Below are 14080 nucleotides of genomic sequence, written 5' to 3'. Positions count from 1 at the left end.
CCGGGGGCCTTCTCCGTGCCTGCGCGTAGGGCCTGGGTGCGCAGGCCCTGTGTGCGCGGGGCTCAGACCGTGGTGACGACCTGGTCGAACTCCAGGCGCGGGGAGCGCGGGTACCAGGCGTCCGGGCCCGGACGGCCGATGTTGACGATCATCAGCGGGGTGTGGTCGTCGTCAAGGAACTCCTTGCGCACGCCCTCGAAGTCGAAGCCGGTCATCGGGCCGGCGGCGAGACCGGCGGCGCGGACGCCGACGATGAAGTACGCGGCCTGGAGGGCGGCGTTCAGCCCGGCGGCGTTCTCACGGGCCGGGCGCTCGGAGAAGAAGACGTCCTTGATCTGCGGGGCGGCCGGGAACAGGTGCGGCAGCTCCTCGTGGAACTCGTTGTCCGCGGAGAGGATCGCGACCAGCGGGGCGCTCGCCGTCTTGGGGCGGTTGCCCTCGGCCATGTGCGGCACGAGGCGCTCACGGGCCTCGGGGGAGCGGACCAGCGTGATGCGCAGCGGAGTCTGGTTGAAGGCCGTCGGACCGTACTTGACCAGGTCGTAGATCGCCTGCACCTGCTCGTCGGTCACCGGCTCGTCGGTGAAGGTGTTGGCGGAACGGGCCTCGCGGAACAGAAGGTCCTGGGCGGCGGGGTCAAGAACGAGGGACATGAATGCACTTTCTCGCGACGGTCGGTCCGAAAGATCGGCTGACGTCTTCGACCGTACGCCAGTGAAGTTCAACGTTCAACTAACCTGAGGGTGTCGTGTGTCACCCCGCACGGACCGGCTGGGTCCCGCCCGGTCTACTCGGTGTCCTCGTCCTCCGCGGCCTCCTCGGCCAGCGCCGCGTCCAGCCGCGCCCGCGCCCCGTCCAGCCAGCGCCGGCAGACCTTGGCCAGCTCCTCGCCGCGCTCCCAGAGCGCGAGGGACTCCTCCAGCGTCGTACCGCCCGCCTCCAGGCGCCGGACGACCTCGATCAGTTCGTCCCGCGCCTGCTCGTACCCGAGCGCCTCGGACGTGCCCGGCGTCTCATCAACCTCGCTGGTCATCCACCCACCCTATGTGTCCACTCGTACGGAGAACTCACCCTCGGAGACCCGGGCGCGCAGTGCCTCGCCGGCCGCCACCTCGCCGGGATCGCGGACGGCGTGCCCGTCCGCCTTCTGCAGCACGGCGTACCCGCGCTTCAGGGTCGCGGCGGGGGAGAGGGCCACCACGCGCGCGTGCGTGTGCGTCAGCTCCGAGTCGGCCCGGTCGAGCTGGTGCCGCAGACAGCGCCGGCCCCGGTCGAGCAGGTCCGCCACGTGGTCGGCGCGCTCGTCGATCATCCGGTGCGGGTCCTCTATCGACGGCCGCGCGAGGGCATGGGCCAGCCCGCGCTCCTCCCGCTCGACCAGCGCCGCCACACACCGCCGCGCCCGGTCCCGCAGCAGCCGCACGCGCTCGTACTCCTCGCCGACGTCCGGTACGACCTTCTTGGCGGCGTCGGTCGGGGTGGAGGCGCGCAGGTCGGCGACGTGGTCGAGCAGCGGGTTGTCGGGCTCGTGCCCGATCGCGGACACCACGGGCGTACGGCACTGGGAGACCGTCCGGATCAGCTGCTCGTCGGAGAACGGCAGCAGGTCCTCCACACTGCCGCCGCCCCGCGCGACGATGATCACGTCCACGTCCTCGTTCGCGTCGAGCTCCTTCACGGCCTGCACGACCTGCGGTACGGCGTGCACGCCCTGCACGGCGACGTTGCGCACCTCGAAGCGGACGGCGGGCCAGCGGTGCCGGGCATTCTCCAGGACGTCCCGCTCGGCGGCCGAGGCCCGTCCGCAGACCAGCCCCACGAGCTGCGGCAGGAACGGCAGCGGCTTCTTCCGCTCCGGCGCGAACAGCCCCTCCCGCGCGAGGGTCTTCTTCAGCTGCTCCAGACGCGCGAGCAGCTCACCGACGCCGACGGGCCGTATCTCGGCGGCCCGCAGCGACAGCTGCCCACGCGGGGCGTACCACTCCGGCTTCGCGAGGACGACGACCCGGGCGCCCTCGCTCACCACGTCCGCGACGGCGTCGAACACCTGCCGGTAGCAGGTGACGCCGACGGAGATGTCGTGCGACGGGTCGCGCAGCGTCAGGAACACCACACCGGCGCCCGGCCGCCGCGACAACTGCGTGATCTGCCCCTCGACCCACACCGCTCCGAGTCGGTCGATCCATCCCCCGATGAGCCGCGACACCTCACCGACGGGGAGCGGGGATTCCGCGGACGTGTTCACAGCCATGCCCGCGAGAGTAGTGGGCGCCGCTGACAACGCCGCGCAGTCCGGCATCGCCATCCAGTTCGGCCACGAACCCGGCCCCGTTCCCGAGCCCCACGCGCGCGTAGGCGAAGACCGAGCCCGCCCGGGGGACTCCGCACGGACGCGATCTGTGACCCGCCGAACGCGGCCTTACGATGGGACGCATGTCTGCTTCGCCTGGCCGCCGTGTCCTGCTCGCCGCCCCCCGTGGCTACTGCGCGGGTGTGGACCGCGCCGTCATCGCCGTCGAGAAAGCGCTGGAGCAGTACGGGGCTCCGGTCTACGTCCGGCATGAGATCGTCCACAACAAGTACGTCGTGCAGACCCTGGAGAAGAAGGGCGCGATCTTCGTCGAGCAGACGGAGGAAGTGCCCCCGGGGAACATCGTCATGTTCTCCGCACACGGCGTTGCCCCTGTCGTCCACGAGGAGGCCGAGCGCGGCCGCCTCGCCACCATCGACGCCACCTGCCCCCTGGTCACCAAGGTCCACAAGGAAGCCGTCCGCTTCGCCAACGACGACTACGACATCCTGCTGATCGGCCACGAGGGCCACGAGGAGGTCATCGGCACCTCCGGTGAGGCCCCCGACCACATCCAGCTCGTCGACGGGCCGGGCGATGTCGCGAAGGTCGAGGTCCGCGACCCGTCCAAGGTCGTCTGGCTCTCCCAGACCACGCTGTCCGTCGACGAGACCATGGAGACCGTCGACGCGCTGCAGGAGAAGTTCCCGCAGCTCATCTCCCCGCCGAGCGACGACATCTGCTACGCCACGCAGAACCGCCAGCTGGCCGTGAAGCAGATGGGCGCCGAGTCGGAGCTGGTGATCGTGGTCGGCTCCCGCAACTCCTCCAACTCCGTGCGGCTCGTGGAGGTCGCCAAGCTCGCGGGCGCGCGCGAGGCCTACCTCGTGGACTTCGCCGACGAGATCGACGAGTCCTGGCTGGAGGGCGTCTCCACGATCGGCGTCACCTCGGGTGCCTCCGTACCGGAGGTCCTGGTCGAGCAGGTCCTGGAGTGGCTCTCGCAGCGCGGCTTCGAGGACGTCGAGATCGTCAAGGCGGCCGAGGAGTCCATCACGTTCTCCCTGCCGAAGGAACTGCGCCGCGATCTGCGCGAGGAGGCGGCGACGCTGGCCGCCGAGCGCGGCGGGGCGGGTACGGGCGAGGCCGGTGCCGGAACCGTGACCGGAACCGGTGAAAATTCCGGGGAGTGATCGCGAACGGGCCGGGCAGCGACCGCCGTCCGGCCTGTGACTGTCAGTCGTTCGTCGTAACGTAGGGCCATGCAGATCTTCGGTGTGGACATCGGCGGTTCCGGGATCAAGGGCGCCCCGGTGGACCTGGACAAGGGTGACCTGGCGCAGGAGCGCCACAAGGTCCTCACCCCGCACCCGGCCACGCCCGACGGGGTGGCCGACGGCGTCAAGGAGGTCGTCGACCACTTCGGCTGGACGGGGCCGATCGGGGTCACCTTCCCCGGCGTGGTCACCGACGGAGCCGTGATCCGTACGGCGGCCAACGTCGACGACAGCTGGATCGACACCGACGCCCGCGCGCTGCTCGGCGAGCGGCTGGGCGGCCTGCCGGTGACGGTGGTGAACGACGCGGACGCGGCGGGCGTCGCCGAGATGCACTTCGGCGCCGGCCGCGGCCGCCACGGCACGGTGATTGTGCTCACCCTCGGCACGGGCATCGGCAGCGCGGTCTTCGTCGACGGCGTCCTCGTCCCCAACACCGAGCTCGGCCATCTGGAGCTGGACGGGCACGACGCGGAGAAGCGGGCCTCCAGCAAGGCCCGGGAGGACCACGACATGACGTGGGAGCACTGGGCGTCGCACCGCGTGCGCAAGTACCTGGCCCACGTCGAGATGCTGTTCTCGCCGGAGCTGTTCATCATCGGCGGCGGCGTCAGCCGCAAGTCCCACAAGTTCCTGCCCCACATCGAGGGCATCAAGGCGGAGATCGTCCCGGCGCAGCTGCAGAACAACGCGGGGATCGTGGGGGCGGCGATGCGGGCGGCAGGGCACTGATGCGCGCGGCCGGACACTAGGGCCCGGCAGGTGTCACCCCGGCGGACGGGGCCCGGCTGCCGCCGCCGTCCGCCGCCGGTGCACCAGCCGGATCCGCCGGACGATGACGATGAGCCCGGCGACGAGTGTCCCCCCGTACAGCCACCCGGCCTGCGTGGCGAGCGCCGTCACCAGTCCCATCAGCCTGCCGCCGGTCCCGCCGTCGCCGTCGGCCATCGGCAGCAGCCCGACGGCGAACGCGATCGGCACCACGACGGGCGCGATCATCAGGTCCCCCCGCCGCACCCAGACGGCGGTCAGCACGCACACCGGCACGAACAGCACGCCGTACGCCGTCAGCGACGCCCCGAACAGCACCGAGCACAGCCCGCCGAGCAGGAACATCACCACTCCGCAGAACAATCCGCTGCCCAGCCCGGTCAGCCGGGGATTCGGCAGCCGTCCCGCGGCGGGCGCCGCCGACGCGGGCGCGGTCCGCCGTACCGCCGCCTCACTCTCCGCCCCCCGTTTCGCCTGGGGCGGCAGGGACGATCTCGGCCGGTCGCGTCGCGGTCCGTACCGGGCAGGTCGCGTCCTGTATTGCTCCACTGCACCAACGTAGGTCGTTTAATGTGCCGAATCGCCCCTCAGACACGCCGTGGGCCGGGGCTTGGCCAAGCGTTCGACAGGCCGCCGGGCCGGTTGCGGGTACGCCGTAGACTGGTGGATCGGCCGGTCCCCTGGCCCCCTGGCCCTCTCCACTCACGGGAAGTCGCAACGTGTCGCTCACGATCGGAATCGTCGGTCTGCCGAATGTCGGCAAGTCGACCCTGTTCAACGCCCTGACCAAGAACGACGTGCTGGCGGCCAACTACCCGTTCGCCACCATCGAGCCGAACGTGGGCGTCGTCGGCGTCCCCGACCCGCGGCTCGGCAAGCTGGCCGAGATCTTCAAGTCGGAGAAGGTCCTCCCGGCGACGGTCGACTTCGTCGACATCGCGGGCATCGTGCGCGGCGCGTCCGAGGGTGAGGGCCTGGGCAACAAGTTCCTGGCGAACATCCGTGAGTCGGACGCGATCTGCCAGGTCATCCGTGCCTTCGCGGACGAGAACGTCGTGCACGTGGACGGCAAGGTCTCGCCCAAGGACGACATCGAGACGATCAACACCGAGCTGATCCTCGCGGACCTCCAGACCATCGAGAAGGTCCTCCCGCGCCTCCAGAAGGAGTCGCGCATCAAGAAGGACATCGCCCCGAAGGTCAAGGCCGTCGAGGAGGCCAAGGAGATCCTGGAGAAGGGCGACACGCTCTTCGCCCACGGGATCGTCCAGGGCACCGAGCGCAACGAGCTGCTGCACGACCTGCACCTGCTCACCACCAAGCCGTTCCTCTACGTCTTCAACGTCGACGAGGACGAACTGGTCGACGAGGACTTCAAGAACGAGCAGCGGGCCCTGGTCGCCCCCGCCGAGGCGATCTTCCTCAACGCCAAGCTGGAGGCGGACCTCGCCGAGCTCGACGAGGACGAGGCGCTGGAACTCCTCCAGTCCGTCGGCCAGGACGAGCCCGGCCTCGCCACCCTCGCCCACGTCGGCTTCAACACCCTCGGCCTCCAGACCTACCTCACGGCCGGCCCCAAGGAATCCCGCGCCTGGACCATCAAGAAGGGCGCCACGGCCCCCGAGGCGGCCGGCGTCATCCACACCGACTTCCAGAAGGGCTTCATCAAGGCGGAGGTCATCTCCTTCGACGACCTGGTGGAGACGGGCTCGGTCGCGGAGGCCCGCGCGAAGGGCAAGGCGCGCATGGAGGGCAAGGAGTATGTGATGCAGGACGGGGATGTGGTGGAGTTCCGCTTCAACGTGTGAGTGGATGAAATAGCCAAGACCTGGCAAATATGCAGGTCAGCTGGGGGTCGGCTCGTCCGGGAGTCGACCCCCAGTTGTTTGCGTACTGCGATGGCGCAGTCGGCAAGTGGTACATTATCCGGTACCACTGGATGTAGGGAGTCAGTCCGTGTCGATAACTGCGAGCGAAGCCCGCAAGGCTCTCTTTCCGCTGATCAAGAAGGTCAACGACGATCACGAGGCCATCGAGATCGTCTCCAAGCACGGCAACGCCGTGCTCGTCTCGGCCGAGGATTACGCGGCGCTGCGCGAGGGCTCGTACCTGCTGCGCTCGCCTGCGAACGCTCGGCGGCTGCTCAAGGCGTACGAGAACGCCCTGGGCAACCTCAACGTGTCGGAGCGCGAGCTGATCGATCCTGATGCGGCTGCCCCGGACGCGGGTGCCGAGTGAGGCTTGTCTTCGAGGACCAGGGCTGGGAGGACTACACGTCCTGGCTCAAGAACGATCGCAAGATTCTCGCTCGGATCAACAAGCTCATCGAGGACGTGAAGCGTGACCCCTTCACGGGGATCGGCAAGCCCGAGCCGCTCAAGTACCACTTGCCCGGTGCGTGGTCGAGGCGGATCGATGACGAGCACCGCCTGGTCTACCTGGTCACGGGCGAGAAAATCGTCATTCTCGCAGCTCGCTACCATTACTGACCTCTCGCGTGGGCTGGGGCACCCGACGGAGAGCCGACCCGGATCAATGTGTCATCACCTGATGCTTGACATGCCAGGCCCGAAGAGCTCGTAAGGGCGTGGCGGCCCGGCGGCCCGGCGGCCGGGTCCTGACGGTGCCGGGATGACCCGGGCTCAGTTCAGGGGCTGGGGCTCGTCAGCCCTCGACGGCGGCGAGGGCCGCCGTGTACTGCTCCTCCGTCACCGGCTCCAGCCAGGTCGTGCCGTCGCCCGTGGGGGTGCCGGTGACCAGGGCGATGTGGGCCAGGAGGTTGGTGTCGGTGGCGCCGTGCCAGTGTTCTTCGTCCGGAGGGCACTTGACGGTTTCGCCGGCCGTGACGCGGATGACGTTGCCGTCTCGGGTGCCGACCAGGCCGACGCCGTCGGTGATGTGCAGGACCTGGCCCAGGGCGTGGGAGTGCCAGTTGGTGCGGGCGCCGGGGGTGAAGCGGACCAGGGCGGCGGCCAGGCGGGCCGGTTCGGCGGGGGTCTCGATCATGTTGAGGTAGACGTCGCCGGTGAAGCGCTCGGCCGGGGCCTTGAGGGTGGGGGTGTCTGTGATGTGTTCCATGGTTCGCTCCTGTCGTCGGGGGTCTCGTCAGGCGTCTCGCTCGTCGGTGATCTGCTTGAGCCGGGTGATCGCGGTCATGGCGTTGGGCCAGCCCGCGTAGAAGGCCAGGTGTGTGATCGCCTCGGACAACTCCTCGGTGCTCAGGCCGTTGTCCAGGGCCACACCGAGGTGGTAGCCGAGCTGCTCGCCCCGGTACAGGGCGGCCAGCACGCTCACGGTCACCAGGCTGCGGTCGCGCGGGGAGAGAGCGGGCCGCTCCCAGACGTCACCGAACAACACCTCGTCGGTGACCTCGACGAGCTTGGGTGCGATCCCGGCCAGCTCCTGGGGTGCGGACTGTTTAGGCATGAGAACTGCTCCTTGATCAAGACGGGCTGTGCGGGTATGGATTCGCGGCCGATGTCGAGGAAAACGCAGTCCGGGGTGGTGGAGAAGGGGCTGCCGTTACAGGTACTGGCAGGGCCCCCCAGCCACGGGGCGTCCCGCCTAGCCTGGAGTGTGTGAGCACCGAGAGCGACGTCCGCGAGTTTCTGAGATCCCGCCGGGCCAGGATCACACCGCGGCAGGCGGGGCTGCCCGCCTACGGGGGTAATCGGCGGGTGCCGGGACTGCGCCGGGAAGAGGTCGCGCTGCTCGCCGGCGTCAGCATCGACTACTACGTCCGCCTCGAACGCGGTCACCTCGCCGGTGCCTCCGAGGAGGTCCTCGACGCCGTGGCCAATGCCCTCCAGCTCGATGACGCCGAGCGCGCCCATCTGTTCGACCTGGCCCGCGCCGCCGCCAAGCGCCCCGCCCGCCGCCCGGGACGCGCCCGCGGCCCTCTGCCGGACAGCGTCCTGCGTGTCCTGGCGTCGATGACCGACTCCCCGGCCTTCATCCGCAACGGCCGCCTGGACATCCTCGCGACCAACCGCCTCGGCCGGGCCCTGTACTCCCCGCTGTTCCCCGACCGCACCGCCCGGACCGTCAACATCGCCCGGTTCCAGTTCCTCGACGCCCGTGGCCGCGACTTCTTTCCCGACTGGGAGGAGTCCTTGCACACCACCGTTTCCCTGCTGCGGACCGAGGCCGGACGCGCCCCTCACGACACCGAGCTGACCGGCCTGATCGGCGAGCTCGTCACCCGCAGCGAGGAGTTCCGCACCGCCTGGGCCAGGCACAACGTGCGCCTGCACCACACCGGCCGCAAGTCCTTCCGGCACCCCGAGGTCGGTGTCCTCACCCTCGACTTCGACGCCATGGAACTGCCCGCCCAGCCCGGCCTCACCCTCACCGCCTACAGCGCCGCACCCGGCTCCGCAGACCACGACGCCCTCCAGCTGCTCGCCGCGTGGGCCGCCACCGAGGAGGCACCGGTCACCGGCGACACCGCTGCCGCCCCCGATCAGCAGCAGGGGTGAGCGCGCCGGCCCGTCAGCGCGGCTTGGTCGCGCGGACGATCGCCGAGTGCATGCCGTCGACCGCTTCGCCGGGCACCTGTGGCTGGGCGAGGTCGTCGCTCCCCCCTGACCGTCCCTGTCTCCAGCGCGTGCGCGCCCTGCTCGCCAAGCTCGGCGTCCCGGCCGGGGCCTGACCCCCGGCCGGGGACGCCTGCGTACCGGACGCGTCAGCGAACTGACGGTCCTTCGCACACGGGGCTCAGAACTGGAGCGCCCACGCGTCGATCCGCCCGGTGTCCAGGCGGGCGTTGTCGCTCACCCGCAGGGTCCACGTGCCGTTGGCGGTCTCGGCCGAGGCGTTCACGGAGTACGTGGTGTCGATGTTGTCCGCACTGCCGCCGGTGCCGTACCCCTTCAGCGTGTACGCCGTGCCGTCGGGGGCGATCAGCTGGACCTGGAGATCGCCGATGTACGTGTGGACGATGTGCACCTCGACGGCCAGGGCCGAGGGCGCGTTGCCGGAGACGCCGGAGACCGTCACCGGGGACTCGGCGGTGGCGTTGTCGGCGATGGCCTGGTCGGCGGTGTTCTCGAAGCGCGGGCCGGGCGGGGTGGTCGTACCGCCGCCGACGTACAGGAGCCGGTTGGGGGAGCCGCTGCCGGGACTGGTGACGACACCGGTGGTGGCGGCGGCCGTCAGCGCGGCGGAGACCTGCGCGGGAGTGGCCGTCGGGTTGTCGGCCAGGTGCAGGGCGGCGGCTCCGGCGACATGCGGGCTCGCCATCGACGTACCGGAGATGGTGTTGGTCGCCGAGTCGCTCGAGTTCCAGGCCGAGGTGATGGACGAGCCGGGCGCGAACAGGTCCAGCACCGTGCCGTAGTTGGAGTAGCTCGCCTTCGCGTCGCTCGACGTGGTGGCGCCGACCGTGACGGCCTCGGTGACGCGGGCCGGGGACCGGGTGGAGGCGTTGGTGGACTCGTTGCCCGCCGCGACCACGAAGGTGACGCCGGAGGTGACGGCGTTGCGTACGGCGGTGTCGATCGCCGTGTCGGCGGGGCCGCCGAGGGACATGTTGGCGACGGCCGGCTTGACCGCGTTCCGCGCGACCCAGTCGATGCCCGCGACGACCTGGGCGGTGGTGCCCTGGCCCGAGTTGTTCAGCACACGGACACCGACGACCTTGGCCTGCTTGGCGACGCCGTAGGCGCTCCCCGCGACGGTGCCGGCGACGTGGGTGCCGTGACCGTGGCCGTCCTGGGCGGTGTTGTCGTTGTCGACGGCGTCGTAGCCGTAGGAGGCGCGCCCGCCGAAGTCGCTGTGGGTGATGCGGACGCCGGTGTCGATGACGTACGCCGTGACGCCCTGGCCCGCCGAGTCCGGGTAGGTGTACGAGCTGTTCAGTGGCAGGTTCTTCTGGTCGACGCGGTCCAGGCCCCAGGAGGGCGGGCTGGGCTGCGTCCCGGTGATGCGGTAGGTCCTGTCCTGGACGACGGAGGCGATGGCCGGGTCGGCGGCGAGACGTTTCGCCTCGGACTCGGACGCCTCGACGGCATAGCCGTTCAGGGCCTTGGTGTACGTCCGCTCGATCTCGGCGCCGTACTTGTGCGCGAGGGCGCGGCCCTCGGCGGAACCGGCCTTCTCGGTCTTCAGGGTGACGATGTAGCTGTCGGCGACGGAGTTCGCGGCGCCCTCGTACTGGACACGTCCCTCGGCGGCGATCGGGGCCGCGCCGGCGGGGAGGGCGGAGACGAGGCTCGCGACGAGCGCCGCGGTGGCCGTCGCGCCGAGCGCGGCCAGTCTTCGCCGGGTGGATCCGTGGGGAGTACGCATCACTGCCATCTGAGGGGTCCTCCTCGATCGGTGGTGCGCTGTGGGGTGTGGTGCACGCCCGTCGAAGCCACCCTGGAGTCATGGTCATGTCAACCCGAGGACGACTCCTGTGCGTCAGCCGAAAGATTGAGGCCTCCACAGGAATTGCACAAGGGCCCTGCACGGACATGCAGGGCCCTTGTGATGTGTCGTCAGATATGCCGCCGGTTCGCCGGACGCGCCGTCAGTCGTCGAACGCCGTGTTCCGGGTGCGCTTCTCCCACGCCACGACCTCGTCCCGCACCTGGTCGAGGTGGCCGAGGACCGCGCTGACGCCGTCGTCGCCGAGGGGCAGCCGCAGCGGCGTCTGCTCGGCCTCCAGGGCGGCCAGGATCAGGGCGGCGGCCTTGGCCGGGTCGCCCGGCTGGGCGCCGTCACCGCCGGCGACGGCCCCACGGGTCTCGCTGACCTTGCCATACAGGCCGGTGTCCGCGCTGGCGCCGGCCCGCCCGGTCTCGAACAGACTGGTGCGGAAGGCGCCCGGCTCGACGATCAGCACCTTGATGCCGAAGTCCGCGACCTCGTCCGCGAGCCCCTCGGACATGCCCTCCAGGGCGAACTTCGTCGCGCTGTACGCCGAGAAGCCCGCGAAGGACAGCTGCCCGCCCATGCTGCTCATCTGCACGATCGCGCCCGAGCGCCGCTCCCGCATGGACGGCAGCACGGCTCTGCTGAGGGCGGCCGGGCCGAAGACATGCACGTCGAACAGCGCTCGCAGCTCCTCCTCGGTGGTCTCCTCGAAGGCCCCGACATGCGTCCGGCCCGCGTTGTTGACCAGGACGTCGATCCGCCCGTGCCGCGCCACGACGTCCCGTACGGCGGCCTCGGCGGCGCCGGTGTCGGCGACGTCCAGGCGCAGCGCCTCCACCCGGTCGGGGTGGGCGGCGACCAGGTCGTCCAGCGCCTCCGGCCGCCGGGCGGCGCCGACCACCACATCGCCCGCCGCGAGGGCCGCCTCGGCGATCGCCCGCCCGAAGCCGCTGCTCGCACCCGTGATCAGCCACACCTTGTTCATGACAGCTCCCCGTCTCGTGTCGTTACGCCTTCACCCTCTCGCCGGGTTCGCCGCCCCGTCCAAGACCCAGGGTGATAACCAATGGTTATGACCATGGACGTTCATGTACGGGACCTGCGCTACTTCGTGGCGGTGGCCGAGGAGCTGCACTTCACTCGCGCCGCCGAGCGCCTCTACGTGTCCCAGCCCGCACTGAGCAAGCAGGTCCGGGCCCTGGAGCGGCAGTTGGGCGTCGAGCTGTTCCGGCGCGACCGGCACGGCGTGGCCCTCACCGAGGCGGGTGCGGCACTGCTGCCGCACGCCCGGCGGGTGCTGGCGGACTGGGCGGAGGGAGCGGCCGCCGTGGAGTCGGCCCGGGCGGCGCAGCGCAGCACGCTGGTGGTGGGCATGAGCACCAGCCCGGTCCGCGGCGGTCTGCTGCCCGCGATCCGCTCCCGCTTCACCGCGGCGCACCCGGAGGCCGTCGTACGGCTGCGGCAGGTCAACTGGGAGGACCCCACCGCGGGCCTCGCCGACGGTGCCGCGGACGTGGCTTTCGTCTGGCTGCCGCTGCCCGGCCAGGACCGCTTCGCCTGGACGGTCGTCGCCGAGGAGCCGCTGCTGGTCGCCCTGCCGGAGACGCACCCCCTCGCGGGCCGTACCGAGATCGACATCGCGGACCTGCTCGACGAGCCGTTCCTCGCGCTGCCCGAGAGCACGGGGCCGCTGCGCGACTACTGGCTCGCCCTGGACGCGCGCGGCGGCCGAACGCCCAGGATCGGCGCGGAGATCGCGAGCACGGAGGAGACGTACGAGGCCCTCGCCGCCGGCCTCGGCGTGTGCCTGGTGGCCGAGGGCAACGTCCCGCTGCTCACCCTGGGCGGCGTGACGGCCCGTCCGGTGCGCGGTGTCACCCCCAGCCGCTACGTCCTGGCCTGGCGCCGGGAGGACGGACGGCGGCCGCTGGTACGGGCGTACGCGGAGGCCTGCCGGCGGGCGACGGAGAGGACGTGACGCCGCCCCCGGCCTGAAGCGTCCGTGCCTCCTCCCGGTCCGTCAGCCCGACGAGGAGGACTGCTCCAGAACCTCGGCCGGCAACGCACCGCCCGCCCCGATGACCTCGATGCCGAGCAGCCGGCCCGACGCGTCCACGTCGAGGAAGACCTCGGCGTCCGCTCCGACCCCGGCGACGGGGATCTGCCGGACGGCGGCGCCGTCGGCGATGCGCGCGACGAGCGACACATAGGCGGTGTCGTTCTCGCGGTCGTACTCGATGTGCATGGTTCGCCTCTCGGGAACGGGCTCAGTTGCGGCCGACGGACACGACGTTCCCGGCCTTGTTGACGACGACCCAGACCTTGCCGGTGGTGTACTTCCACGTGCCGGGCGACTTGCCCTTGGTCTTCTTGCCGGTCTTCACCGTACGCGCGACCATCTCCTGGCTGATGCCGCGCTGCGCCATGCGCTGGGCGGCGTGCCGGGAGATGCTCTTGACGCCCTGGGTGAGCAGCAGCCGCCCGGCGACGATGGCGATCGGGATGAACCACGCCGGGTCAGCCACCACCGGGAAGGCCGTGCCAGGGCCGGGCCGCACGGTCTGGATCAGGGCGCCGTCCTCGACGCGGTACTCGGTGGGCACGGCCTCGCCGCGCGCGTCCTTCGCCCAGGGGGCGTCGAACGTACCGAGGTACTCCTCGCCGCGGCTGACCAGGATGGAGCCGTCCTCGAGGACCTCGGTGGTCGCGTCCGCGGGCAGGCCCAGCGGGAAGCGGTACTCGGTCGGGGCGTCCGCGTCCTTGAGCGTGACGAGCGTGCGCACGCCGTCGCGGTTGGGCTGCACGGCCAGGTCGATGTCCTCGCCCGCGCCGGGGTAAACGACGGTGCCGTTGGCGCCGGCGGCGGCCCGGGAGTCGGCGCTGCCGGGCAGGGTGAGGCGCAGCACGTCGGTGCCGTAGGCGAACTCCACGGCTCCGTCGGCGGTGCCGGGCGCGGTGATGCGGGCCGGGGACGTCTCGGTGGTCACCTCCGCGCGGGTGGCGCCGCCGTCGAGCGGCGTTCCGGGAACGAGATCGGAGGTCCCTGTGACCCGCTCGACCGTCTCGGCCGCCTGTACGGCCAGGGACGACCGGGACTCGGCGCCACCGGTCTCCGCGTGCGCGCCCGCGGCGGTCAGCAGCACCGCTCCGGCGGTGGCGCCCGCCACCAGGATGCGGGCGTGCAGGCGTCGGCGTCGGGCGGGGCGGTCCTGGGTGTGGTGCATGTGCGTCCTTGCTGAAGGCCCGTTCGCTCGACGGGCGGGTGGTGATCGGCGACCTGACGGATCGTGACAGCGGGACACCCACCGGGGACATCCGCCCGAGGGCGGGAGTCGACTCCGCCGACCGGCGGGGGTCGGCCCGTCCGCCGTGTGTCGGGTGGCAC

The 14080-nt window shown here is 71.0% G+C and carries 17 protein-coding genes; 7 read left to right on the top strand and 10 right to left on the bottom strand.

Annotated features, from left to right (window positions below; translation table 11 throughout):
• Nucleotides 1-62: 62 nt before the first annotated feature.
• The 3 genes from ACWIF2_RS37300 to xseA all read right to left on the bottom strand — a co-directional run bounded on the left by ACWIF2_RS37300 (nucleotide 63) and on the right by xseA (nucleotide 2251).
• The gene (locus tag ACWIF2_RS37300) at nucleotides 63-653 is read right to left on the bottom strand and encodes a malonic semialdehyde reductase (RefSeq protein ID WP_454365673.1); all 591 of its coding nucleotides are present in this window, start codon (nucleotides 651-653) and stop codon (nucleotides 63-65) included.
• 134 nt (nucleotides 654-787) lie between these two features.
• Nucleotides 788-1033, bottom strand: a complete 246-nt coding sequence (locus tag ACWIF2_RS37295) for an exodeoxyribonuclease VII small subunit (RefSeq protein WP_311127552.1) — start codon at nucleotides 1031-1033, stop codon at nucleotides 788-790.
• Between the two features lie 9 nt (nucleotides 1034-1042).
• Entirely contained in the window at nucleotides 1043-2251 is a 1209-nt protein-coding gene (gene xseA, locus ACWIF2_RS37290) for an exodeoxyribonuclease VII large subunit (protein ID WP_454365675.1), read from the bottom strand.
• Between the two features lie 173 nt (nucleotides 2252-2424).
• On the opposite strand from xseA, the gene ACWIF2_RS37285 reads away from it, so the two are divergent.
• On the top strand, nucleotides 2425-3483 hold the full coding sequence (locus tag ACWIF2_RS37285; RefSeq protein ID WP_454365671.1) for a 4-hydroxy-3-methylbut-2-enyl diphosphate reductase: 1059 nt from the start codon (nucleotides 2425-2427) through the stop codon (nucleotides 3481-3483).
• A gap of 69 nt (nucleotides 3484-3552) precedes the next feature.
• Nucleotides 3553-4299 (top strand): polyphosphate--glucose phosphotransferase, encoded by a 747-nt coding sequence (gene ppgK, locus ACWIF2_RS37280; RefSeq protein ID WP_454365669.1) that lies wholly within the window; start codon nucleotides 3553-3555, stop codon nucleotides 4297-4299.
• 33 nt (nucleotides 4300-4332) lie between these two features.
• On the opposite strand, the gene ACWIF2_RS37275 is transcribed toward ppgK, so the two are convergent.
• The gene (locus ACWIF2_RS37275) at nucleotides 4333-4887 is read right to left on the bottom strand and encodes a DUF6542 domain-containing protein (RefSeq protein WP_454365667.1); all 555 of its coding nucleotides are present in this window, start codon (nucleotides 4885-4887) and stop codon (nucleotides 4333-4335) included.
• A 170-nt stretch (nucleotides 4888-5057) separates the two neighbouring features.
• On the opposite strand from ACWIF2_RS37275, the gene ychF reads away from it, so the two are divergent.
• From ychF to ACWIF2_RS37260, 3 genes are all read left to right on the top strand, one after another.
• A complete protein-coding gene (gene ychF, locus ACWIF2_RS37270) occupies nucleotides 5058-6146 on the top strand; it encodes a redox-regulated ATPase YchF (protein ID WP_454365665.1) in 1089 nt (362 codons plus the stop codon).
• 148 nt (nucleotides 6147-6294) lie between these two features.
• Complete coding sequence (locus tag ACWIF2_RS37265; RefSeq protein ID WP_454365663.1) at nucleotides 6295-6576, top strand: type II toxin-antitoxin system Phd/YefM family antitoxin; 282 nt, start codon at nucleotides 6295-6297, stop codon at nucleotides 6574-6576.
• Nucleotides 6573-6827 (top strand): Txe/YoeB family addiction module toxin, encoded by a 255-nt coding sequence (locus ACWIF2_RS37260; RefSeq protein WP_454365661.1) that lies wholly within the window; start codon nucleotides 6573-6575, stop codon nucleotides 6825-6827. Before ACWIF2_RS37265 ends, ACWIF2_RS37260 begins: the two co-directional genes overlap by 4 nt.
• 175 nt (nucleotides 6828-7002) lie before the next feature.
• On the opposite strand, the gene ACWIF2_RS37255 is transcribed toward ACWIF2_RS37260, so the two are convergent.
• Together ACWIF2_RS37255 and ACWIF2_RS37250 are read right to left on the bottom strand one after the other, a co-directional pair.
• On the bottom strand, nucleotides 7003-7416 hold the full coding sequence (locus ACWIF2_RS37255; RefSeq protein ID WP_454365660.1) for a (R)-mandelonitrile lyase: 414 nt from the start codon (nucleotides 7414-7416) through the stop codon (nucleotides 7003-7005).
• Between the two features lie 27 nt (nucleotides 7417-7443).
• On the bottom strand, nucleotides 7444-7764 hold the full coding sequence (locus ACWIF2_RS37250; RefSeq protein ID WP_454365658.1) for a carboxymuconolactone decarboxylase family protein: 321 nt from the start codon (nucleotides 7762-7764) through the stop codon (nucleotides 7444-7446).
• A 152-nt stretch (nucleotides 7765-7916) separates the two neighbouring features.
• On the opposite strand from ACWIF2_RS37250, the gene ACWIF2_RS37245 reads away from it, so the two are divergent.
• Nucleotides 7917-8816, top strand: coding sequence for a helix-turn-helix transcriptional regulator (locus tag ACWIF2_RS37245; protein ID WP_454365656.1), 900 nt, complete (start codon nucleotides 7917-7919; stop codon nucleotides 8814-8816).
• A gap of 238 nt (nucleotides 8817-9054) precedes the next feature.
• Here ACWIF2_RS37245 and ACWIF2_RS37240 read toward each other — a convergent pair whose 3' ends face one another.
• Nucleotides 9055-10635: a S8 family peptidase gene (locus ACWIF2_RS37240; RefSeq protein WP_454365654.1), complete on the bottom strand. Its 1581-nt coding sequence runs from the start codon at nucleotides 10633-10635 to the stop codon at nucleotides 9055-9057.
• Nucleotides 10636-10849: 214 nt separating this feature from the next.
• Entirely contained in the window at nucleotides 10850-11680 is an 831-nt protein-coding gene (locus ACWIF2_RS37235; RefSeq protein ID WP_454365652.1) for an oxidoreductase, read from the bottom strand.
• Nucleotides 11681-11767: 87 nt separating this feature from the next.
• On the opposite strand from ACWIF2_RS37235, the gene ACWIF2_RS37230 reads away from it, so the two are divergent.
• Nucleotides 11768-12673: a LysR family transcriptional regulator gene (locus ACWIF2_RS37230; protein WP_454365650.1), complete on the top strand. Its 906-nt coding sequence runs from the start codon at nucleotides 11768-11770 to the stop codon at nucleotides 12671-12673.
• A 42-nt stretch (nucleotides 12674-12715) separates the two neighbouring features.
• Here the strand turns inward: ACWIF2_RS37230 and ACWIF2_RS37225 are convergent, their stop codons facing one another.
• Nucleotides 12716-12940 carry a DUF2283 domain-containing protein gene (locus ACWIF2_RS37225; protein ID WP_454365648.1) on the bottom strand — a complete coding sequence of 75 codons (225 nt, stop codon included), beginning with the start codon at nucleotides 12938-12940 and terminating at the stop codon, nucleotides 12716-12718.
• 22 nt (nucleotides 12941-12962) lie between these two features.
• Nucleotides 12963-13919, bottom strand: coding sequence for a DUF4258 domain-containing protein (locus ACWIF2_RS37220; protein ID WP_454365646.1), 957 nt, complete (start codon nucleotides 13917-13919; stop codon nucleotides 12963-12965).
• Nucleotides 13920-14080: the final 161 nt, after the last annotated feature.

It is taken from the genome of Streptomyces sp. NPDC055506, assembly GCF_053643595.1.
This window is presented reverse-complemented; position numbering and strand designations above follow the sequence as displayed.

Coding starts and splice junctions, on each gene's coding strand:
- ACWIF2_RS37220 (WP_454365646.1), bottom strand. CDS start 13,919: ATGCACCACACCCAGGACCGCCCCGCCCGACGCCGACGCCTGCACGCC.
- xseA (WP_454365675.1), bottom strand. CDS start 2,251: ATGGCTGTGAACACGTCCGCGGAATCCCCGCTCCCCGTCGGTGAGGTG.
- ACWIF2_RS37250 (WP_454365658.1), bottom strand. CDS start 7,764: ATGCCTAAACAGTCCGCACCCCAGGAGCTGGCCGGGATCGCACCCAAG.
- ACWIF2_RS37235 (WP_454365652.1), bottom strand. CDS start 11,680: ATGAACAAGGTGTGGCTGATCACGGGTGCGAGCAGCGGCTTCGGGCGG.
- ACWIF2_RS37240 (WP_454365654.1), bottom strand. CDS start 10,635: ATGGCAGTGATGCGTACTCCCCACGGATCCACCCGGCGAAGACTGGCC.
- ACWIF2_RS37285 (WP_454365671.1), top strand. CDS start 2,425: ATGGGACGCATGTCTGCTTCGCCTGGCCGCCGTGTCCTGCTCGCCGCC.
- ACWIF2_RS37300 (WP_454365673.1), bottom strand. CDS start 653: ATGTCCCTCGTTCTTGACCCCGCCGCCCAGGACCTTCTGTTCCGCGAG.
- ACWIF2_RS37295 (WP_311127552.1), bottom strand. CDS start 1,033: ATGACCAGCGAGGTTGATGAGACGCCGGGCACGTCCGAGGCGCTCGGG.
- ACWIF2_RS37230 (WP_454365650.1), top strand. CDS start 11,768: ATGACCATGGACGTTCATGTACGGGACCTGCGCTACTTCGTGGCGGTG.
- ACWIF2_RS37255 (WP_454365660.1), bottom strand. CDS start 7,416: ATGGAACACATCACAGACACCCCCACCCTCAAGGCCCCGGCCGAGCGC.
- ppgK (WP_454365669.1), top strand. CDS start 3,553: ATGCAGATCTTCGGTGTGGACATCGGCGGTTCCGGGATCAAGGGCGCC.
- ACWIF2_RS37225 (WP_454365648.1), bottom strand. CDS start 12,940: ATGCACATCGAGTACGACCGCGAGAACGACACCGCCTATGTGTCGCTC.